Genomic DNA, 18167 nt, shown 5'->3' with positions numbered 1-18167 from the left:
ATGGACGACACCGGATCGCTGCTGGGCATCGGCGCCTTCGCCCGGCGGGTGGGGCTGGCGCCGAGCGCCCTGCGGTTCTACGACGACTGCGGTGTCCTGCGGCCCGCCCTCGTGGACGGGGCGACGGGATACCGCTACTACGACCCGGGGCAGGAGCCCCGCGCGGTCCTCGTGCGGCGGCTGCGGGAGGCCGGGCTGCCCCTGGTCGACGCCTCGGTCGTGCTCGACGGCCCCCGTGACGAGGCCCGCGAGGTCCTGGAGGGCCACGCGCGAAGGACCATGGACACGGCGACGGCGGCCCGTTCGGTGGTCGAGGACATCCTCCGGGACCTGCCGGACGGCGCGCACCGGGCCGGGGCACGGATCGGCGGAGCGGAGCTGGCCAGTGCCGTGCGGCAGGTGGCGCCCGCTGTGGCCTCCGCGGCGGTCCGGAAGGAGTTCCCGGTGCTCGGCTGCGTCCTGGTCGAGCTCGACGGCCAGGAGGTCCGCCTGGTGGCCACCGACCGCTACCGCATGGCCGTCCGGGTGCTGCGCCCCGCCTTCATCCACGGCGGTCCCCTGCGGGTGCCGGTCGACGCGTCGGAGATGAGGGAGGCGGCGTCATGGGCGCTGCGCCTGCCGGAGGTCGATGTCGAGGTCGAGGGGCGGAGCGTCCTGGTCCGGGGCGGCGGGGAGTCCCGGACGCTGTCGGCCGTCGACGGGGAGTTCCCCCTCTACCGGACGGTCCTGGACGACCTTCCGGCCGTCCGGAACCGGGTGATCACCGATCGGGACGTCCTCAGGAGGATCCTCGCCGGAGTCGGGGGCGACGGTCCGGTCGTCCTGAGTGCGGAGGGGCAGCGGGTCGCGGTCTCGGGCCGGGGCCCGGGCGAGACCGGGCTGCGTGCCATCTGCGCGGGCCCGCCGCTCCGCGTCGCCTTCGATCCCGGGGTCCTCCTGCCCGCGCTCGACGCGGGTGTCGGCCCCGACGTGCTCCTGGAGGTCGCGTCGCCGACGCTTCCCGTGGTCGTCCGCTCCGCCGACCAGGGAAGTTTCACCACGCTGGTCATGCCGGTCCGCGACCTGCCCGCCGGTGCCTGAGCCCCGCCCGCCGTACCCGTCGCAGTGTGAAGGAGAGAACGAGGACATGGATTCCGACAATCCGGTCGTCCGGCTGTGCTCGCAGGGAATGCGGGCCGAGACCGAAGGCAGGGACGCCGACGCGCGCGGCCTCTTCCTGCGGGCCTGGGAGTCCGCCGCCGACGACTACGAGGCGTGCGTCGCCGCCCACTACCTCGCCCGGCACCAGCCGACCCCCGAGGAGGTCCTCCGCTGGAACCGGGAGTGCCTCGACCGGGCGGACCGGGTGGCCGACGACCGGGTCAAGGGCTTCTACCCCTCCCTGCACCTGAACATGGCCAGGGCCCACCGGGACCTCGGAGAACCCGACAGGGCGCGTGAGCACTTCGCGCTGGCCGCCGGGCACATCCACGAGGTGCCTCCCGGGCAGTACGGCGACTGGATCCGTTTCGCGGTCGCCGAGGGACTGCGCTCGACCGGTGGGGCCGCGCCCCGCGTCGCCGACGGCCTCCTCGTGGACCTGCTCGACGGGTTCCGCGCCCGCGCCGACTACCGGGCGCTCGGGATGGTGCTGCCCGCCTACCTGGGGGACCTCGGTACGGAGGACGACCGGACGCGGATCGCCACGGCACTGCACATGCTGCACGCGGCCCGGTGGCTGCCGGACGACGAGCAGGGGGCCGTCGGCAGGGTCCTGGGTTCGCTGGCCGGGGTCTGACGGCGCCCGGCGGTTCGCCGGAGCCGTCGGGGCGGCGGACGGACGAGTGAGGGGCCGACCACGTGGGTGGTCGGCCCCTCACTCGTCCCGGCTGTCCGGGATCAGCGCCAGCGCGCCTCCGGGCGCATGCGTCCGGTCGCGTCGGGAGCCAGCACCCAGTTCAGGCGGGGACGGGTCGAGATGGTCTCGGCCTCGGGTGCCTCACGCTGCTGGGGGACAGGGGACGGGGAGAGCTGCCCCGTGGTGCTGAGCGCGCGGGCCGGACGGCGACGGCGGCGGGTTGTGGGCGGGCGGGTGGCCGATGACGGCGCCTTGCTCACCTCGCGAGCCATGACGTCACCCCCTCGTTCAATGTATCGATAGGCCAAGTTAACCTTCTGTTCACTTTGAAGTCAATTTGAGGCCACGTGTTCCGGGTCACGGACAACGAAAAGCGCCCGCCGGTGGGCGGGCGCTTGGTGTCGGCTCTTCCGGTGGCCGGTCCGGTCACCCCTTGTCGGGGAAGATCAGACCGACCACTTCCAGGTAGAGCTGCTCGGGATAGGGCACGAAGTTGATCTTGCTGAGCGCCTGGTCCTGACCGGCGGACTCCATGACGAACGTGCCGTAGCCGATCAGCCGGCCCATGAGCGACCGCTCGAAGCGCATGTCGGTGACCTTGCCGAGCGGCATCATGTTGATCTGCCGGGTGATCAGGCCCGTGGTCAGCAGCAGGCGTGCGGACGTGATCACGAAGTAGTCCACCGACCACTCCGCCACCTTCCACACGAACCAGACCAGGACCAGCAGCCAGACCCACCAGATGACGGCCAGGACGGTCGGCTCCGACGTGAACGGCGTGTTGCTCAGGATCCCCGCGGCGAGCAGACTGCCCAGTACGATCCCGACCGGCCCCAGCAGGACCGCGGGGTGCCGTCGCATGGTGATGACCTGCTGTTCGTGTGGAAGCAGATAGCGGTTGACCGACGCCGGCGCGGCGTCACCTGGCGTTACGAGCTTCATGCGGCCTCAGGCCCTCACAGCAGCAGGGTGTTCACAAAACGGGAGAGCGAATCGGCTGCGCCGCCCAGGCCCGAGAAGGCGGAGAGGACCAGGGTCCCCACGGTCTCTGGTTGAGTCAGAAGGTAGAAGATGACGAAGGCAATGAGGGCATACCCCAGCCACTTTTTCAACCTCGCCATGGACGCACTCCCCAATTGTGAAGACCCACTAACCCACCCCGATTGTTACACCGGTAATCGTCCACGTAAAGGCAGATGACCGTTATCGGCGCGCCGTCCCAGGTGGGGGTGTTGTGGTCCTGCTCATGGGACGGTATCGGTCAGCGCTGTTCCGCGAAAGCCAGGGCCAGGACCTTCAGGTGCTGGCGGGCGATCCGTTCGACCAGGTCAGGGGTTGCGCGTCCGGTCACGTCCAGGGCGCCGTGCCGGGCGGCGGCCACGCAGCGGGCCACGGTCGACCGCGGGTGCACGCCCTCGAACTCGGTGCTGAGCCGCAGGGTGACGGGGGCGAACTCGCGCGGCGCGGCGTCTTGCTTCTGGGACATCTTCACTCCTCAGGGGATGGGGGTGAGTGGTCGCGGTGCGCTCCGGCCCGCCTGCGGACGGTAGTCGGTGCAGGGCTCGGGCGGGCGTACGCGATGGGCGCACGTTTTCGGGTGTCGCCGCGTCCGACCGTCACCGGCGCCTGTTCGGGGCCTTCGTGAGGGCGTGAGCGGTATGGCGGTTTCGGGCGGTCTCGCTCGGAGGATTAAGGGCGATCAGAACCAGGATCGCCCCAATGTGTCACATCTGCGTCTCAAGATGAATTCGGGTGACACAAGAAAACCCGGGTCACAGTATTCACACGTCTTTCCCGGATGAGGGTTAAAAGCCAATCTTTCCCCTGATCCCGGCGTTTCAAACCAGGGAATCCGCCATTGTCTCGCCATTGGTACGAGAAGCGCGCCCGGCCGGGGAGCGGCCGGACGCGCGGTCCGGGGCGGGAGCGGGCGCTTCCTAGGCGCAGCCGTACAACCGGTCCCCCGCGTCTCCCAGGCCCGGCATGATGAAGCCCTGCTCGTTCAGCCGCTCGTCCACGGCGGCCGTGACCACGCGCAGCACCGCGTCGCGCTCGGCGCCGAGCGCGCGGTCGAGTTCGGCCCCCACGGCCTCCAGCCCTTCGGGCGCGGCGAGCAGGCAGATGGCGGTGATGTGGTCGGCGCCGCGTCCGACGAGCAGCTTCAGGGAGGCCGCCAGCGTTCCGCCGGTGGCCAGCATCGGGTCGAGCACGTAGCACTGCCGTCCGGCCAGGTCCTGCGGGAGGCGGTCCGCGTAGGTGGCGGGCTGGAGGGTCTCCTCGTCGCGCGCCATCCCGAGGAAGCCGACCTCGGCGGTGGGCAGCAGCCGGGTCATGCCGTCGAGCATGCCCAGGCCCGCGCGCAGGATCGGGACCACCAGCGGGGTCGGCCGGGTGAGCTGGACGCCCGACGTCTCGGTCAGCGGGGTCTGGACGGTGACGTCGGAGACCCGGACGTCCCGAGTCGCCTCGTAGGCGAGCAGGGTGACCAGTTCGTCGGTCAGCCTGCGGAAGGTCGGGGAGTCGGTGCGAACATCACGCAGGGTCGTGAGCTTGTGGGCGACCAGCGGATGGTCGACGACGTGGATTTCCATAGTCGACAAAACTACCCTTCGTCCTGTTCGTGACCCTCCCCGCACCGGCGCGGTGTTCGTCACCAGGGATTTCTTACGCCGACGTGCGGGGCTCCCGAAGCGCGGAAGCCGTGTCGGAGAGAGCGAACCAGGGCTCTTGTTCTGTTAAGGATGGGGCGTCCGTTCTAATAGGAGTCGTGAGCGCGGACTTCTATCACGGAGACAGCTCCCCATGGGGAGACCGAGTCGCGGACGGGGGCAGCCATTTCGGTGACGCCGCCCGAGACGATCTGCGATCCTGGCCAGATCAAGGCCAGCCGGGTGGAGTGACGATGACGGGACCCGAACAGGACGACGACGGCGACTTCGTCGCGGTCGCCTACCGCGAAGAGGACTACTGGGATGTCGACATGCTCCCGGTGGCGCTGACGCAGGACCTCAAGGGGCTCCTGCACGCGCTCCGGCAGCAGCCGAGTATCAGCGGGGCGATCGGCCTGGTCTCGGTCGGCGACGACTTCTTCATCCTCGTCCGCGTCTACGGGCGGAACGACGTCAGCCTCTTCCTGTCCGACGTCACGGCCTCCGTCGACTGGGAGGTCGCGCGGGACGTGCTGGACTACCTCGACATCGACATCCCCGACGAGGAGGACCTCGACCAGGTCCTGCCGGCGGGGGACCTGTCGATCCTGGCCGATCTCGGACTGGACGAGATGGAGCTCGGCGCGCTCGCGGGCGATCTCGACCTCTATCCGGACGAGGTGCTGGCCAGCATCTCCGAAAGACTGGGATTCCGGCAGGCTTTCCAGCGTGCGTTGGACACGATGGGGTAGACCTCGGACCGGTGGACGCGACGTGCCCGCCGGCGCGCGCGGAAGGAGTGTCGGGCGCCCGCGCACCGCGGGCTCCGGAGAGAGGACGGGAGCCGAGGGTGTCGGTCTTCTCAGCGGTTTTTTCCCGCTCGCCGAAGGGATGGACGGGAGCTGAGGTCGATCTGACGGAAGTCGAGGGGATCGACGACGTCGCCGATCTGATGCGGGACACCGCCGCGGCCATGGGCGCCGGTGAGGAGGGCATGCTGCTGTTCGCCGAGGCGGACGACGAGTGGTTCGGGATCGTCCGGGTGGACGACCGCAACGACCCCCGGGTCTTCCTCTCCGACGTGCGGGCGGTGCGCGGCCACCCCGTGGCCCTGCTCTTCCTGGAGACCGGAGCCGCGCCCGAGCCCGAGGAGGAGGACGCCGAGGGCACCGGGCAGACCCCGTACCCCGATCCTAGCGGCGACACCGGGCTGCTCGCCGACTTCGGCACGTCCGGTGCGGAGCTGGTGGCGCTGACCCTGCGTGAGGGCCTGCTGCCCGCGGACGCGCTCGCCGAGGTCGCCGACCGCGCCGGGTTCGCCGAGGCGCTGGACGCGCTGCGGGTATGACCGCTCCCGGCGGGCGCGCCGTGTTCGACGCGGCGCTGCGCCTGGCCCTGGACGAGGCGCGGCTGACCTCCGGCAGCGGCGACGTCCCCGTGGGTGCCGTGGTGCTCGGCCCCGACGGCGAGGTCATCGGAACGGGCCGCAACGAGCGCGAGGCCTCCGGCGACCCCACCGCGCACGCCGAGGTGCTGGCCCTGAGGGCGGCGGCGCGGAGCAGGGGCGAGTGGCGGCTGACCGGCTGCACCCTGGCGGTCACCCTGGAGCCGTGCACGATGTGCGCGGGGGCGGTCGTGCTGTCCCGCGTGGACCGCCTCGTCTACGGCGCCCGCGACGACAAGGCCGGAGCCGTCGGCTCCCTCTGGGACGTGGTGCGCGACCGCCGCCTCAACCACCGCCCCGAGGTCATCCCCCCGGACCTCGTCGACGAGGCCCTGTCCGACGAGTGCCGCCGCCTGTTGACCGAGTTCTTCGCACGCCGTCGGGTCCGGTAGAGTTGTCCGCGGTGGAGTCGCATAGCGGCCGAGTGCGCACGCCTCGAAAGCGTGTGAAGGGAGACCTTCCGTGGGTTCAAATCCCACCTCCACCGCCAAGAACCGCCTCCGGTGCGCCGGAGGCGGTTTTTTCGTGTCCGCGATGGCGTGCGGCCGGTCCTACGGAGTCTCCGGCGCGGGGGTGGTTCGGGCTCTGTTGGAGCAGGGCCTGCTCGGGACCTGTTACGGCGGGCGGCGGGCGGGTGCGGGTCGGGGCCGCGCCCGTGATGTCCGTTGCGTGAGGGTTCCGTCGACGGTCTTGGGCTTTCTGCCCGTTTCGGGGCCGGGAAGGGCGGAAAGCCCGTGATCATTCCGGGTGAGGGCCGGACCGGCCCTCACCCCCCGCGCCGGCAACTCCCTGTTCGCCGGTCTTCAGGCGGGCCAGGCTCCGGCCGTAGCCGGGGGGCGGACGGCGCAGCTGCTCCTCCAGTTCGGGTGCGGTGCTCCCGTGCAGGGTGGGGGCGTCCCCGTTGTCGGGGGCGCGGCTGGTGGCGACCCAGCCGGAGGGGCGGCCCCGGCGGTCGAGGGAGCGCCAGGTCCGGTAGCCCGGGTAGTCCCTGTTGAGCCGGGCGAGTGTCTCCTCGTCGGCGTCCCGGTGGTCCATCAGGCAGCCGCCGCCGGAGCGAGCAGGTCGTATGCGGAGGCGTGGCGGCGGTGTTCCGCGGCGAGGAGGTAGGGGCGCACCATCGCCGCGCGGGGCCGGACCGGCCGGGCGCGGGGGATCGGGGTGAAGGGCACCGGCGCGTACGGGCGCGTCCGCGACCGTCCCTCGGCCGGGGCCAGGAGGGGGATCGGCCGGGGGACGGAGCCCGGGACGCGGACATGCCGTCCGCAGGGCGGAGGAGCGCCCCGGAAGAGGCCGGCCACGGACGACAGGAACCTGACGAGGGTCCCGGTCGAGCGCATGGGGATAGGGTTCATGTGTGCTCAGCTCCTTGGGGTTTTAGCTGGGTGCCGCGCCCCCGGACGGCTGCAACCGTCGCGGGGGTCTCGCATGGGAATCTACTTGAGCATATCTATACCTGTCTACCCCTGTGGGCTCGTAGGAGCCTCTATGACCGGCGGGACGCTGGTACGTACAGTCCAGAAGGTGATGGAGTACGATCCGACGCGCCCCAAATGGGTGCAGATAGCCGACGTGATCCGGGATCGCATCGAGTCCGGTGAGTATCCGCCGCGCCACCTCATCTCGGAAGTGCGGCTTGAGCAGGAATTCGGCGTGGCCCGCGTGACGGTGCGGAAGGCCACGGGAGCGCTCCGATCAGAAGGGCTCATCACCACGACGCCGGGCATGGGCTCGTTCGTCAAGGAGAGAGCCGAGGAGAAGACTCCCGACGCATGAGGGCGGCCCCGGCGGTCGAGGGAGCGCCCTCGCGCGTCGCGGTGCGGGCTACCGGAGCAGGTGTCCGCTGACCGCCTCGACGGCGCGGTCCACGTCGGCGGTGTCGTTGCAGACGTGGAAGGCGCAGCGCAGGCGGCCCGCGCGGACCGCCGCGGCCACCCGGTGCCCGGCCAGGGCCTCGGCGGCCCCCTCGTCGACGGCCAGGCTCACGATCGCCGAGTCGCCCGGGGGCAGGCCCAGTCCGGCGCGGAAGCGGTCGGCCAGCGCGCGGTCGTGGGCGCCGATCGCGGCCTCGCCGATGTCGGCCAGGAACTCCAGGGCCGGGGCCTGCCCGGTCCACGCGGGCCAGACGGGGGCCAGGTCGAAGCGGCGCGCGTCGGACGACAGCCGCAGCGGGGCCCCGTAGATGGAGGTCCACACGTCCTCGCCCGCGTACCAGTTGGCCGCCAGGGGAGTCAGGGCGTCGAGGGCCTCCTCGGTCCCGGCGAGGAAGCAGGTGCCCCGGGGACCGAGCAGCCACTTGTAGCCGGCGCAGACCAGGTAGTCGACCCGGTCGGCGGGAACGGGCAGCCAGCCCGAGGACTGGGTCGTGTCCAGCAGCACCCGGGCGCCGTGCGCGGAGGCGGCCGCCATCAGGTCATCGACCGGGGCGACGCGCCCGTCGGCCGACTGCGCGGCCGAGACCGCGACGAGGTCGACGGTCCCGTCGACCTCGTCGGCGATCCGCTCCAGCGGTACGGACCGCACCCGGACGCCGCGTTCGGCGGCGACCAGGAAGGGGAAGAGCAGCGAGGTGAAGTCGCCCTCGGCGACCAGGACGGTCGCGCCCGAGGGGAGGGAGGCGGCGACCAGGCCGACGAACTGGGACGTCTGCGAGCCGACCGCCACCCGCGCCTCGGGTACGCCGACGAGCCGGGAGAAGGCCGCGCGGGAGCGCGCCACGACCTCGTCGGCCGCGGACATGGAGAGCGTTCCCGACACGCGGTCGCGCTCGACGGCGTGCACGGCCTCGGTGGCCGCGCGCGGCGGCAGCCCGTAGGTGGCGGTGTTCAGGAAGACGGTGTCGCGGGTGAACTCGTCGCGGACCGAGGCGGGCAGGAGGGCCGGAGCGGTGGTGTCCATGGACGGGATTCTCTCCCGCGGGGGGCGGGGGACACGCCGGGCGTCTTCGGCCGGCCGGCCGGGGCGGGGCCGCGGTCACCCGGGGAACCAGCGGGGCGTCTCGAACACCCGGGCCGCCATCGTGCCGCGCTGCTGGAGGGCGGTGCGCAGGGCCCGGTGCAGGCCGTCCTCCAGGTAGAGCTCGCCCTCCCACCGCACCACGTGCGGGAAGAGGTCGCCGAAGAAGGTGGAGTCCCTGGCGAGCAGGTGCTCCAGGTCGAGGGTCGCCTTGGTGGTGACGAGCTCGTCGAGCCGGACCTGGCACGGCGCTATCCGCGCCCACTCTCCTGAGGACAGGCCGTGATCGGGGTAGGGGCGGCCGTTGCCGACCCGCTTGAAGACCATGAGGCCAATGGTAGGCGGGGACGGGGACGGCGGGGCCGCCGGATTTTACCGACTGAGCAGGGATTACAGGGGTCCGGGGGGAGGGGCCGGGTCGGCGGGGAGGTTCCGCCGGGTCAGGGCCGGAGGGGAGGCCGGGGGGCCGTTTCCGGTCGGCCCCGCAGCTGCCGCCACGAACCGGTTCTGCCGAGACCGTCCGAGGCGGCCCCGGAGGGGGCCTGGCCGGGGCCGTGCCACTGCGTCAGCAGCACGGTGGCGTCGTCCTGGAGGCTTCCGTGGTGGTAGGCCATCACCCTGCGGGAGAGGCGGCGCAGGGTCTCGGGGACGGGCAGGTCGTCCGTGTGGTGGCGGATCAGGAAGTCGGTGAACCGCTCCAGGCCGAACTCCCGGCCGAGGCTGTCGCGGGCCTCGAGGATGCCGTCGGTGTACAGCACGACGCGGTCGCCGGGCTGGAGCCGCTCCTGGCACAGGGTGGTCCGCAGGCCGAGATCGGAGCCGAGGGGGTGGCCCGGCCGGCAGGCGAGGTCGGTGGCCCAACGGCCGCCGCGGATGAGGACGGGGAGGTGGTGGCCGTGGTTGGCCCAGCAGAACACGCCGGTCCGGGTGTCCAGTTCGGCCAGGACCGCGGTGACGAAGCGGTCGTGCCCGAACTGGGAGAGCAGGGTCTGCTCGATCCTCTCCCCGAGGGTGTCCAGGCCGGCGCCCTGGCGGCGGTGGTTGCGGCAGGCGGCCACCGCGAGGTTGGCGGTCAGCCCGGCGGCCGTGTCGTGCCCCATGGCGTCGAAGACGGCCAGGTGCACGACCCCGCCGGTCAGCCCGTAGTCGAAGGCGTCCCCGCTGACCTCGTATGCCGGTTCGAGGGAGGCGCTGATGGTGACCTCGTCGTTGGAGAAGGTCTGGGGCGGCATCAGGTTCCACTGCATCTCCGCGGCCACCGTCATCGGCCGGGTGCGGACCAGGCGGGCGCCGGAGTCGCTGTGCGGCCGCTTGCTCACCACCAGCAGCGCGACCAGGGACGCCAACCGCCACAGCAGTGTCCGCGTCCGCTCGTCGGCCGTGTCGGTGTCCGCCCGCAGCACCCCGATGCGCTCGGTTCCGTCCAGCAGGGGGGTCCACCACCGGTACCGGCCGCCGCCGCCCGCGCCCGTGACGGAGAGGACCTGCCCGGTCTGGAAGGCCCGCCCCGGAAGGGTGCCGTCGATGCGCAGCTCCGCCGGTTCCCCGTCCGCCCGCAGTTTCGCGCCCGGCCCGCTCCCGGTCAGCAGCCGGACCACCTCCTGCCGGACGTCGGCCAGGTAGATCAGGGTGTCGTGCAGCCCCGCGCGGGCCGCGCGCCCGGCCACCGTGCCGGGAAGCTGCTCCATCGACAGCGTGTGGCTGGCGTCGAGCAGGTCGCCCAGCAGCCGTTCGTGCCCACCACCGTGCTCGTCCACGATCGGATCCCGCCCCCCGGCCGGTAGCGCCCTGTCATCCACCGGACTCGCCGAAAGCACCACGGCCGGCCCCGGCGACGCCGACCCCTTCCGGACGAACATAACCGCGAGGACCGGTCCGACACCTGCGGGTCGAAGTGGGTTCCGGACCCCGGCGGCCGCCGCGCGGCGACCGGGACCGGTCAGGCGTGCAGGGTCCCCTCGCTGACGGTCACCGCGGTTCCGCCGATCAGGACCCGGTCGGGAGCGTCGGCGGGCAGCTCCAGGACGAGGCGGCCGCCGCGCGCGGAGCACTGGAAGGCGGTGAGGGTGGTGCGGCCCAGGCGGTCCGCCCAGTAGGGGGCGAGGGCGGTGTGGGCGCTCCCGGTCACGGGGTCCTCGTCGATGCCGAGGTTGGGCGCGAACAGCCGGGACACGAAGTCGTACGGACTGCCCGGGTCCGCGACGGCGGTCACGATCACCCCGCGCCCGGGGAGTCGGCGGAGCGCGCCGAAGTCGGGGGCGAGCCCGCGGACGGCCGCCTCGTCGGGGTACTCCACGAAGTAGTCGCCCACCTCGCTGTACCCCGTCCAGACCGGGGTGCCGCCGAGCGCGTCGCCGAGGCCGCCGGGGACCTCGTGGTCGTGCGGCGGGTTGGCGGGGAAGTCCAGCCAAAGCACGCCGTCCCGCTCGGCCACGGTGAGCACGCCGCTGCGGCTGCCGAAGCGGAAGGGGCCCGAGAGCCCGTCCGCGCGCAGCGCGTGGGCGGCCGCCAGGGTGGCGTGTCCGCACAGGTCCACCTCGGCGACCGGGGTGAACCAGCGAAGTTCGTAGTCGGCGCCGGGGCCGTCGGCGGGGCGGACGAAGGCGGTCTCGGAGAGGTTGAACTCGGCGGCCACCCGCTGGGCCCAGCCGTCGTCGTAGGGCTGGTCGAGAACCAGGACCGCGGCGGGGTTGCCGCGGAAGGGGCGGTCGGTGAAGGCGTCCACGACGCGGAAGCGGTGCATGAGGTCCAGGCTAGGAGGTCCCTCCGAAGGGGTGTGAACGGGCACTTCCGGCCGCCGCCGTTCGTTGGAGTGGACGAGTCGCAGCGGCGCCGCTGACTTTTCCCGGGCGTCCCGGGTGCCCGGAGGGAGGCTCAGGGGTAAGTCAGGGTAGAGGCCCCGATGCGCCGGAGACCTCGTCGGGACATGCTGGGAGAGGATGGCCGGGCCGTACGGCCCGGACCGCTCACTACGGACTTGGAGCAGACATGACGCTGGAGCGCGGCAACGCATTCACTCCCGTCGCCTCGGCGACGATGATCTGGCCCTGGGGCACCTCGGTGGCCGCCGGGGCCGTCGCCGGAGCGGCCTCCCTGCTGCTCAACCTCGGCAACGGCCCGCTCTCCATGCTGAGCAGCGGGGCCACCACCGCGATCTTCTTCTTCGCCATGGTCGGCGGCGGCGTCGCCATCCTCGGCGGCAAGGGGGACCGCCGGGCCCGCCGGTACGCCGGGCAGTACCCGTGGCGGTTCGCCGCGGCCCCGGCCATGGTGGGCGGAGCCGGGACCGCGCTGGTCTCCTTCGTCCTCTCGGCGCTGGGCGGTTCGCTGATCGGCGGACTGTTCGGGGCGATCGCCGCCGGAATCGGCACCGCGGCCGTAATCTGGGTGATCCTCGGCATCATGGGCATGGTGGCGGGGAACAAGCGATGACAGGCCGGGGGCTTCCCGGCCCGATCATGGAGGAATGACCACGCACCGCACAGCAGAGCAGAACACACCGACCGCTCCGGGCGCCCCGCCCCGGAGCGGGTCCATGACCACGGTCCGACGGCGTGAGCGGAGCTTCGCCGATGGCGTCTGACGCGCAGGGACGTACCGGGAACGACGCCCGGAACAAGATGATCGAGCGGGTCCGCGGACTTCTCCGGATGGCGGAGGACCCCGCGGTCACCGACGCCGAGAGCCAGGCGTTCACGGCCAAGGCCGCCGAACTCATGACCCGGCACGCGATCGCCGAGGCCGAGGCGCGGGCGCAGCGCGGCGAGGCGGCCGAGGACATCACCCGGCTGGACTTCCCGGTCTCCGGTGTCGGGGGGCACGGCAAGGCCAGGGTCAAGTCGCTGGCGGCGATCGCCTCGGCCTACGGCTGCCAGTCGGCCGTGCGGGGCAACACCTCGGCGAACACCGACCGGACACTGATCATCGTGGGGACGGTCACCGCGCTCGACTCGCTGCGCGTGCTGCTGCCGTCCATCACCATGCAGATGGAGGCGTCCGCCCGGTTCACCGCGCGCGAGCACGTCACAGGTCTGCGGGAGCTGCGCAACTACGACCGGTCGGCGCTGGCCACCGAACGCAGCCGGTTCTACCGGTCCTTCATCCGCGCCTACGGTTCCGCGGTCGCCGAACGCATCCGCGAGTTCCGGGCCCGACTGGCCGAGGACTCCTCGGGCGGCGCGGGGAGCGGGTCGGCCTCGGCGTCGGAGAGCCCGAAGAGCGGCGCCGAACTGGTGCTGCGCGAGGACGTGGACCGCGTCCAGGAGGACTTCGAGCGCCGCTTCCCGCAACTGCGTCCCACCCGTCCCGAACGCACCCACCACCGGGCCGGATACCGGGCGGGCTACCTTCGCGGCCGCCGCGCCGAACTGGGCATGGAGACGGCGGTGGGCCGGGGGAACTCGAACTCACTGGCCGAGGGGGACTAGCTTCCCGCGTCTGGGGTTCGTGTCCGTTTTCCCTGGTGATCTTGACCTTTTCGGGGTCTCAGCCATGGCTGAGACCCCGAAAAGGTCAAGATCACCAGGGAAAACGGACGGCACGGGTGAAAATGGGGTTTTCCCGGTATTCGAAGTCTGTGGATAAGCCTGTGGAAATCTGTGGACAAAGCGACTCCGGCGGATCGGCCGTTCTCTCCTCTGCCGGTGGTGTGCCGATACCGGCCCGGTCGAAAGTGACTCGAATCACGGAATCGGGGAAGGAAGCAGCCGACGGCGTATCGGTTCAGAGGAGGACGAGGATGTCCGCGGCCACTCTCCTCAAAGAGTTCAGGCACTACAAGACCGCCCTGTTGACCACGTACCACCGCGACGGCACGACCGCGGTGGACACGCCGGTGAGCATCGTGCTGGACGGTGACAGCCTGCTCTTCCGCGCCGGCAGGGAATCGGGCACGGCCGCGCGCGTCGCCGCCCACCCGCTGGTCGACCTGCGTACCTGCACGTTCCGGGGAGAACCGACCGGGAAGCCGCTGCGCGGCGAGGTGCGCCTGCTCGAAGGGGAGAAGGCGGTCCGGGCCGCGCGCATGCTGGAACGCCGGCACCCGATGCTGCGACGCTGGGCGATGCCCCTGTCGGACCGGCTGCTGCGGTACCGGCCGCTCCACTACGAACTGCGGATCGTCGGCGACGACGAGGTGGAGAGCAGCGAGGGCTGGCCCGACTGACCAGCCCCCGCTGCTCGCGCGTGCTTCGCGGAAAGGCCGCGTGCCGCTACTTGATCAGGCCGAGCCCGCGGACGGCCTCGCGCTCCTCCTGGAGCTCCCGCACGGAGGCGTCGATGCGCTCGCGGGAGAACTCGTTGACCTCCAGGCCCTGGACGATCTCCCAGGAGCCGTTGCGGGACACCACGGGGAACGAGGAGATGATGCCCTCGGGGACCCCGTAGGAGCCGTCCGAGGGGATCGCGGCGGAGGTCCAGTCACCCTCGGGGGTGCCGTTCACCCAGTCGTGGACGTGGTCGATGGCGGCGTTCGCGGCGGAGGCCGCCGACGACGCCCCGCGGGCCTCGATGATCGCCGCGCCGCGCTTGGCGACGGTCGGGATGAAGGTGTCGCGCAGCCACGCCTCGTCGCCGACGGCCTTGGCGGCGTTCTCGCCCCTGACCTCGGCGTGGAAGATGTCGGGGTACTGCGTCGCGGAGTGGTTGCCCCAGATGGTGAGCTTCTTGACGTCGTTCACGGTGGCGTCGAGCTTGCCCGCGAGCTGGGACAGCGCCCGGTTGTGGTCCAGCCGGGTCATCGCGGTGAAGCGCTCGGCGGGAACGTCGGGGGCGTGCGCCTGGGCGATCAGGGCGTTGGTGTTCGCGGGGTTGCCCACGACCAGAACGCGCACGTCGTCGGCTGCCCCGGCGTTGATCGCCTCGCCCTGCGGGCCGAAGATGCCGCCGTTGGCCTCGAGCAGGTCACCGCGCTCCATTCCCTTGGTGCGGGGGCGGGCGCCCACGAGCAGGGCGACGTTGACACCGTCGAACGCCTGGCGGGCGTCGTCGAAGATGTCGACGCCGGCCAGCAGCGGGAAGGCGCAGTCGTCGAGCTCCATCGCGGTGCCCTCGGCGGCCTTGACGGCCTGCGGGATCTCCAGCAGGCGAAGCTTGACGGGGGTGTCCGCGCCGAGGAGCTGGCCTGAGGCGATCCGGAACAGGAGCGCATATCCGATCTGCCCGGCAGCGCCGGTGACAGTGACGTTTACGGGAGCCTTGGCCATTACTTTCTCCTGGTCACACTAGAACTGCCGCGGGCCGCGCCGCGCCTGTGGGCGCTCGGCGTGCCGGCCCGCCCGAGTCGTATCCGGCCCAGTCTTTCAACCGGCGCGCCGGGACCCGTGGACCGCCCCCTGTTTGACACCGTTGTGTTGCGCGGTTCCCGGGGGTTCAGGCGACGCGCAGCGGCATCACCAGGTAGCGGTAGTTCGGTCGGCCGCCCTCCTCGGCGGGGGCCCCGGTGATCACCGCCGGTTTGGTGGGGGCCGTGAAGTTGAGGAAGGCGGTCTCGCTCTCGACGCCGCCGAGTCCGTCGAGGAAGTACTGCGGGCTGAAGGCGATCCGCATGGGCTCCCCCTCGAACTTGACGTCCAGCGCCTCCGCGGCCTGGGCGTCGTCGCCGGAGCCCGCCTCCAGGACGACCTCGCCCTGGCCGAAGGAGAGCCGCAGCGGGGTGCTGCGGTCGGCGACGAGCGCCACCCGCTTGACCGCCTCGACCAGCGGGGCGACGGGGACCTCGGCGGTGGCCGCGAACTCGGTGGGGAAGCGGGAGTCGTACGTGATGAAGTCGCTGTCGATGAGCCGGGTGGTGGTGCGCCGACCGGCGTACTCGAATCCGATCATGCCCTCCCCCCGGGTGGCCCGGGCGCCGCTCCCGTCCACCGCGGACAGCGCGATGTCGACGTTTCCGCCCGAGGTGAGCGAGCGCGCGGTGTCGAAGAGGGTGCGCGCGGGGACCAGCGCGGAGGTGTCGACGTCCGGGGACCGCGGCTGCCACCACGCCTCGCGTACGGCGATCCGGTAGCGGTCGGTGGCCGCGAGGAAGACGGTGCCGCCGGAGAAGGTCAGGTTCACGCCGGTGAGCATGGGCAGGGTGTCGTCGCGGCTGGCGGACGGGGCCACCTGGCGCACCGCCGAGGCGAACACGTCGCCGGGCAGGGACCCGGTGACGTCGGGCATGGACGGCAGCGTGGGGTAGTCCTCGATGGGGAGGGTGAGCAGTGTGAAACGGGCGCTTCCGCACGTCAGGAGCGCGCGGGAGCCGTCGGTGCGCATCTCGACGGGGTACGGGGGGAGGTTCCGGACGATCTCGGAGAGGAGGCGGCCGGACACCAGGACGCTGCCCGGCTCCTCGACCTGGACGTCCACGGACGCGCGCGTGGAGACCTCGTAGTCGAAGGCGGACAGCCCCAGCGTGCCCGCCGCGGCGTCGGTGATGTCCAGGCGCATCCCGGCGAGCACGGGCACCGCGGGGCGTACCGGCAGTGCCCGCGCCGTCCAGGTGATGGCGTCCGCGAACGCGTCGCGGTCGGCTCGGAATCTCACTCGGTCCTCCAGGTCGTGCGCGTCCGGTTTTCCGGAGTCGAGGAGAACCTACCCAGGGCGGGTGACAATCCTCATGCGCCGTCCACAGGCTGTGGAAAACTTGTCGCCCCTTCTGCGGCCGGGAGCCCCGGGGCGGCCCTCGGGGCGCGGGCGTCAGCGGTTGGGCCGCAGGGTCCACACGACGGTCATCGCGCCGGTGGGGACGCCGTCCTCGGTGCGGATCTCGACCTCCACCGGGAACTCGGGGCGGGCGCCCGCGTCGAGTTCGGCGACGACGTCCTCGCGCGGACGGCCCAGGCGGGCCTCGGCGACGACGGGGCCCATGGCCAGTTTCCGGTACCTGACCTCGGCGCTCACGACGAGCGGGACGGCGCGGTCGAGCCGGTCCCCGAAGGAGCCGAGCACGATCGCGCCCGAGGCCGTCTCCGCCAGGGTGAACATCGCGCCGGCGTGCGGACCGCCGACGTGGTTGCGGTGGGCGGGGTCGTCGGGGAGCCGCAGGACGGCGCTGCCGCCGGACAGGTCCACGAACTCCAGCTTGAGGGTGCGCGCGAAGGGCACGGCCGCGAGCAGGCCCGACTTCACGAGGTCGGCGTCACTGGTTGTCATGGCATCGATGTTACTTGCCGGTAGTCTTTTTGGGCAGCCCTCCGTCCCGGCGGGGACCGGACACGCGGGCGGTCCGCCTGGCAGCATCGGAGTCCGGACGGCGGCGCGTTCGGCGGACCGCCGGGGAACAGAAGGAGAGACGCGGATGACCGAGCAGCTCGCCCCGATGCCCGCCGACTGGCGGCGCGCCCTGGCCGTCGTCGCGCACCCGGACGACATGGAGTACGGGGCCGCCGCGGCCGTCGCCACCTGGACCGGCGGCGGAAGGGAGGTCGCCTACCTGCTGGCCACCCGGGGGGAGGCGGGGATCGACACGGTCCCGCCGGCCGAGGCCGCGCCGCTGCGCGAGCGGGAGCAGCTGGCCGGCGCCGCCGAGGTCGGCGTGTCCGTCGTCGAGTTCCTGGACCACCGCGACGGGGTGATCGAGTACGGCCCCGCGCTGCGCCGCGACATCGCCGCGGCGATCCGGCGGCACCGGCCCGAACTCGTGATCACCCTCAACCACCACGACACCTGGGGCGGCACCGCCTGGAACACCCCCGACCACCGGGCGGTCGGCCGGGCCGCCATCGACGCCGCCGCGGACGCGGGCAACCGCTGGATCTTCCCCGAACTCGCCGACCAGGGGATCGAACCCTGGGACGGGGTCCGCTGGGTCGCCGTCGCGGCCTCGCCCCGGCCCACCCACGCGGTCGACGTCACCGAGGGCAGGGAACGCGCGCTGCGCTCCCTGCTGGAGCACCGCGGCTACATCGAGGCGCTCACCGACGAGGACCCCGAGGCCTACGCGCGCGCGTTCCTCGACCGCGGCACCGAGGCGACCGCCCCGGCCTTCGGCGGCCGTCCCGCGGTCGCGTTCGAGCTCTTCGCGCGCTGACCCGGCGGGCCCGGAGCCGCCCGACGGCGGCGCGCCCCGTCCGGTCCGGGGCGCGCCGCCGGGTTTCCCGGGCGCGGCCCCGGTTGGGCTAACATCTGCTTGCGGGGGATCCGCCCCGCATGGAGGGTTCGCATAGCGGCCGAGTGCGGCGCTCTTGAAAAGCGCTAGGTCGGTAACCCCGGCCTCGTGGGTTCAAATCCCACACCCTCCGCCCCTGGAGGCCCCGCCCCGCCGCGACCCGCGGCCGGAGCGGGGCCCTCTCCTCGTCACGGCCCC

At 72.2% G+C, this 18167-nt stretch carries 24 protein-coding genes and 2 tRNA genes; 12 read left to right on the top strand and 14 right to left on the bottom strand.

What is annotated here, in order from left to right; genetic code table 11:
• A complete protein-coding gene (locus tag EV190_RS04150) occupies positions 1 to 1080 on the top strand; it encodes a DNA polymerase III subunit beta family protein (RefSeq protein ID WP_133740003.1) in 1080 nt (359 codons plus the stop codon).
• A 46-nt stretch (positions 1081 to 1126) separates the two neighbouring features.
• Complete coding sequence (locus EV190_RS04145) at positions 1127 to 1777, top strand: hypothetical protein (RefSeq protein WP_133740002.1); 651 nt, start codon at positions 1127 to 1129, stop codon at positions 1775 to 1777.
• Positions 1778 to 1878: 101 nt separating this feature from the next.
• Here EV190_RS04145 and EV190_RS04140 read toward each other — a convergent pair whose 3' ends face one another.
• From EV190_RS04140 to upp, 5 genes are all read right to left on the bottom strand, one after another.
• Positions 1879 to 2109 carry a hypothetical protein gene (locus tag EV190_RS04140; protein ID WP_166655368.1) on the bottom strand — a complete coding sequence of 77 codons (231 nt, stop codon included), beginning with the start codon at positions 2107 to 2109 and terminating at the stop codon, positions 1879 to 1881.
• A 154-nt stretch (positions 2110 to 2263) separates the two neighbouring features.
• Positions 2264 to 2779: a PH domain-containing protein gene (locus EV190_RS04135; protein WP_133740001.1), complete on the bottom strand. Its 516-nt coding sequence runs from the start codon at positions 2777 to 2779 to the stop codon at positions 2264 to 2266.
• Positions 2780 to 2793: 14 nt separating this feature from the next.
• The gene (locus EV190_RS23270) at positions 2794 to 2958 is read right to left on the bottom strand and encodes a hypothetical protein (RefSeq protein ID WP_166655367.1); all 165 of its coding nucleotides are present in this window, start codon (positions 2956 to 2958) and stop codon (positions 2794 to 2796) included.
• 140 nt (positions 2959 to 3098) lie between these two features.
• Complete coding sequence (locus EV190_RS04130) at positions 3099 to 3323, bottom strand: hypothetical protein (RefSeq protein WP_133740000.1); 225 nt, start codon at positions 3321 to 3323, stop codon at positions 3099 to 3101.
• Between the two features lie 451 nt (positions 3324 to 3774).
• Positions 3775 to 4428 (bottom strand): uracil phosphoribosyltransferase, encoded by a 654-nt coding sequence (upp, locus tag EV190_RS04125; protein ID WP_133739999.1) that lies wholly within the window; start codon positions 4426 to 4428, stop codon positions 3775 to 3777.
• Positions 4429 to 4739: 311 nt separating this feature from the next.
• Here upp and EV190_RS04120 point away from each other — a divergent pair, with 311 nt between their 5' ends.
• The 4 genes from EV190_RS04120 to EV190_RS04105 all read left to right on the top strand — a co-directional run bounded on the left by EV190_RS04120 (position 4740) and on the right by EV190_RS04105 (position 6419).
• Positions 4740 to 5237, top strand: a complete 498-nt coding sequence (locus tag EV190_RS04120) for a tRNA adenosine deaminase-associated protein (RefSeq protein WP_133739998.1) — start codon at positions 4740 to 4742, stop codon at positions 5235 to 5237.
• An 11-nt stretch (positions 5238 to 5248) separates the two neighbouring features.
• Positions 5249 to 5833 (top strand): tRNA adenosine deaminase-associated protein, encoded by a 585-nt coding sequence (locus EV190_RS04115; protein WP_341770514.1) that lies wholly within the window; start codon positions 5249 to 5251, stop codon positions 5831 to 5833.
• Positions 5830 to 6321 (top strand): nucleoside deaminase, encoded by a 492-nt coding sequence (locus EV190_RS04110; protein WP_133739996.1) that lies wholly within the window; start codon positions 5830 to 5832, stop codon positions 6319 to 6321. The genes EV190_RS04115 and EV190_RS04110 overlap by 4 nt, the downstream gene beginning before the upstream one ends.
• Positions 6322 to 6331: 10 nt before the next feature.
• Positions 6332 to 6419 (top strand) — tRNA-Ser (locus tag EV190_RS04105).
• Positions 6420 to 6667: 248 nt separating this feature from the next.
• Here EV190_RS04105 and EV190_RS04100 read toward each other — a convergent pair.
• Both EV190_RS04100 and EV190_RS04095 read right to left on the bottom strand, forming a co-directional pair.
• Complete coding sequence (locus EV190_RS04100) at positions 6668 to 6964, bottom strand: hypothetical protein (RefSeq protein ID WP_133739995.1); 297 nt, start codon at positions 6962 to 6964, stop codon at positions 6668 to 6670.
• The gene (locus EV190_RS04095) at positions 6964 to 7281 is read right to left on the bottom strand and encodes a hypothetical protein (protein WP_133739994.1); all 318 of its coding nucleotides are present in this window, start codon (positions 7279 to 7281) and stop codon (positions 6964 to 6966) included. Before EV190_RS04095 ends, EV190_RS04100 begins: the two co-directional genes overlap by 1 nt.
• 133 nt (positions 7282 to 7414) lie before the next feature.
• On the opposite strand from EV190_RS04095, the gene EV190_RS04090 reads away from it, so the two are divergent.
• Positions 7415 to 7702 (top strand): GntR family transcriptional regulator, encoded by a 288-nt coding sequence (locus EV190_RS04090; protein ID WP_208113013.1) that lies wholly within the window; start codon positions 7415 to 7417, stop codon positions 7700 to 7702.
• A 48-nt stretch (positions 7703 to 7750) separates the two neighbouring features.
• On the opposite strand, the gene EV190_RS04085 is transcribed toward EV190_RS04090, so the two are convergent.
• The 4 genes from EV190_RS04085 to EV190_RS04070 form a co-directional block, all read right to left on the bottom strand.
• Entirely contained in the window at positions 7751 to 8824 is a 1074-nt protein-coding gene (locus EV190_RS04085; RefSeq protein ID WP_133739993.1) for an aminotransferase class V-fold PLP-dependent enzyme, read from the bottom strand.
• Between the two features lie 75 nt (positions 8825 to 8899).
• Entirely contained in the window at positions 8900 to 9208 is a 309-nt protein-coding gene (locus tag EV190_RS04080; RefSeq protein WP_133739992.1) for a type II toxin-antitoxin system VapB family antitoxin, read from the bottom strand.
• A 113-nt stretch (positions 9209 to 9321) separates the two neighbouring features.
• On the bottom strand, positions 9322 to 10638 hold the full coding sequence (locus tag EV190_RS04075; protein ID WP_341770513.1) for a PP2C family protein-serine/threonine phosphatase: 1317 nt from the start codon (positions 10636 to 10638) through the stop codon (positions 9322 to 9324).
• Positions 10639 to 10820: 182 nt separating this feature from the next.
• The gene (locus EV190_RS04070; protein ID WP_133739991.1) at positions 10821 to 11624 is read right to left on the bottom strand and encodes a PhzF family phenazine biosynthesis protein; all 804 of its coding nucleotides are present in this window, start codon (positions 11622 to 11624) and stop codon (positions 10821 to 10823) included.
• Between the two features lie 245 nt (positions 11625 to 11869).
• Here EV190_RS04070 and EV190_RS04065 point away from each other — a divergent pair, with 245 nt between their 5' ends.
• The 3 genes from EV190_RS04065 to EV190_RS04055 all read left to right on the top strand — a co-directional run bounded on the left by EV190_RS04065 (position 11870) and on the right by EV190_RS04055 (position 14045).
• Positions 11870 to 12313, top strand: coding sequence for a hypothetical protein (locus EV190_RS04065; protein ID WP_133739990.1), 444 nt, complete (start codon positions 11870 to 11872; stop codon positions 12311 to 12313).
• 188 nt (positions 12314 to 12501) lie between these two features.
• The gene (locus EV190_RS04060; RefSeq protein ID WP_133740178.1) at positions 12502 to 13308 is read left to right on the top strand and encodes a DUF2786 domain-containing protein; all 807 of its coding nucleotides are present in this window, start codon (positions 12502 to 12504) and stop codon (positions 13306 to 13308) included.
• A gap of 311 nt (positions 13309 to 13619) precedes the next feature.
• Complete coding sequence (locus tag EV190_RS04055) at positions 13620 to 14045, top strand: PPOX class F420-dependent oxidoreductase (protein ID WP_133739989.1); 426 nt, start codon at positions 13620 to 13622, stop codon at positions 14043 to 14045.
• 46 nt (positions 14046 to 14091) lie between these two features.
• On the opposite strand, the gene EV190_RS04050 is transcribed toward EV190_RS04055, so the two are convergent.
• The 3 genes from EV190_RS04050 to EV190_RS04040 all read right to left on the bottom strand — a co-directional run bounded on the left by EV190_RS04050 (position 14092) and on the right by EV190_RS04040 (position 17014).
• The gene (locus EV190_RS04050; RefSeq protein WP_133739988.1) at positions 14092 to 15084 is read right to left on the bottom strand and encodes a malate dehydrogenase; all 993 of its coding nucleotides are present in this window, start codon (positions 15082 to 15084) and stop codon (positions 14092 to 14094) included.
• Positions 15085 to 15250: 166 nt separating this feature from the next.
• The gene (dnaN, locus tag EV190_RS04045) at positions 15251 to 16405 is read right to left on the bottom strand and encodes a DNA polymerase III subunit beta (protein ID WP_133739987.1); all 1155 of its coding nucleotides are present in this window, start codon (positions 16403 to 16405) and stop codon (positions 15251 to 15253) included.
• A gap of 153 nt (positions 16406 to 16558) precedes the next feature.
• Entirely contained in the window at positions 16559 to 17014 is a 456-nt protein-coding gene (locus EV190_RS04040; protein ID WP_133739986.1) for a DUF4442 domain-containing protein, read from the bottom strand.
• Between the two features lie 145 nt (positions 17015 to 17159).
• Here EV190_RS04040 and EV190_RS04035 point away from each other — a divergent pair, with 145 nt between their 5' ends.
• Together EV190_RS04035 and EV190_RS04030 are read left to right on the top strand one after the other, a co-directional pair.
• Positions 17160 to 17891 carry a PIG-L deacetylase family protein gene (locus EV190_RS04035; protein WP_133739985.1) on the top strand — a complete coding sequence of 244 codons (732 nt, stop codon included), beginning with the start codon at positions 17160 to 17162 and terminating at the stop codon, positions 17889 to 17891.
• Between the two features lie 121 nt (positions 17892 to 18012).
• Positions 18013 to 18102, top strand: a tRNA-Ser gene (locus EV190_RS04030).
• Positions 18103 to 18167: the final 65 nt, after the last annotated feature.

Origin of the sequence: Actinorugispora endophytica (genome assembly GCF_004363075.1) — a bacterium.
Lineage (GTDB): Bacteria > Actinomycetota > Actinomycetes > Streptosporangiales > Streptosporangiaceae > Actinorugispora > Actinorugispora endophytica.
The sequence above is the reverse complement of the archived record's forward strand: the minus strand, read 5'-3'. Positions and strand labels throughout refer to the sequence as shown.

Excerpts from the sequence above, each read along its gene's own strand:
- EV190_RS04080 (WP_133739992.1), bottom strand. The coding sequence starts at position 9,208 with ATGGTCTTCAAGCGGGTCGGCAACGGCCGCCCCTACCCCGATCACGGC.
- EV190_RS04145 (WP_133740002.1), top strand. The coding sequence starts at position 1,127 with ATGGATTCCGACAATCCGGTCGTCCGGCTGTGCTCGCAGGGAATGCGG.
- EV190_RS04150 (WP_133740003.1), top strand. The coding sequence starts at position 1 with ATGGACGACACCGGATCGCTGCTGGGCATCGGCGCCTTCGCCCGGCGG.
- EV190_RS04095 (WP_133739994.1), bottom strand. The coding sequence starts at position 7,281 with ATGAACCCTATCCCCATGCGCTCGACCGGGACCCTCGTCAGGTTCCTG.
- EV190_RS04070 (WP_133739991.1), bottom strand. The coding sequence starts at position 11,624 with ATGCACCGCTTCCGCGTCGTGGACGCCTTCACCGACCGCCCCTTCCGC.
- EV190_RS04135 (WP_133740001.1), bottom strand. The coding sequence starts at position 2,779 with ATGAAGCTCGTAACGCCAGGTGACGCCGCGCCGGCGTCGGTCAACCGC.
- EV190_RS04055 (WP_133739989.1), top strand. The coding sequence starts at position 13,620 with ATGTCCGCGGCCACTCTCCTCAAAGAGTTCAGGCACTACAAGACCGCC.
- EV190_RS04120 (WP_133739998.1), top strand. The coding sequence starts at position 4,740 with ATGACGGGACCCGAACAGGACGACGACGGCGACTTCGTCGCGGTCGCC.
- EV190_RS23270 (WP_166655367.1), bottom strand. The coding sequence starts at position 2,958 with ATGGCGAGGTTGAAAAAGTGGCTGGGGTATGCCCTCATTGCCTTCGTC.
- EV190_RS04060 (WP_133740178.1), top strand. The coding sequence starts at position 12,502 with ATGATCGAGCGGGTCCGCGGACTTCTCCGGATGGCGGAGGACCCCGCG.
- EV190_RS04130 (WP_133740000.1), bottom strand. The coding sequence starts at position 3,323 with ATGTCCCAGAAGCAAGACGCCGCGCCGCGCGAGTTCGCCCCCGTCACC.
- EV190_RS04085 (WP_133739993.1), bottom strand. The coding sequence starts at position 8,824 with ATGGACACCACCGCTCCGGCCCTCCTGCCCGCCTCGGTCCGCGACGAG.
- EV190_RS04100 (WP_133739995.1), bottom strand. The coding sequence starts at position 6,964 with ATGGACCACCGGGACGCCGACGAGGAGACACTCGCCCGGCTCAACAGG.
- EV190_RS04040 (WP_133739986.1), bottom strand. The coding sequence starts at position 17,014 with ATGACAACCAGTGACGCCGACCTCGTGAAGTCGGGCCTGCTCGCGGCC.
- EV190_RS04140 (WP_166655368.1), bottom strand. The coding sequence starts at position 2,109 with ATGGCTCGCGAGGTGAGCAAGGCGCCGTCATCGGCCACCCGCCCGCCC.
- EV190_RS04035 (WP_133739985.1), top strand. The coding sequence starts at position 17,160 with ATGACCGAGCAGCTCGCCCCGATGCCCGCCGACTGGCGGCGCGCCCTG.
- EV190_RS04065 (WP_133739990.1), top strand. The coding sequence starts at position 11,870 with ATGACGCTGGAGCGCGGCAACGCATTCACTCCCGTCGCCTCGGCGACG.
- EV190_RS04110 (WP_133739996.1), top strand. The coding sequence starts at position 5,830 with ATGACCGCTCCCGGCGGGCGCGCCGTGTTCGACGCGGCGCTGCGCCTG.
- EV190_RS04050 (WP_133739988.1), bottom strand. The coding sequence starts at position 15,084 with ATGGCCAAGGCTCCCGTAAACGTCACTGTCACCGGCGCTGCCGGGCAG.
- EV190_RS04090 (WP_208113013.1), top strand. The coding sequence starts at position 7,415 with ATGACCGGCGGGACGCTGGTACGTACAGTCCAGAAGGTGATGGAGTAC.
- upp (WP_133739999.1), bottom strand. The coding sequence starts at position 4,428 with ATGGAAATCCACGTCGTCGACCATCCGCTGGTCGCCCACAAGCTCACG.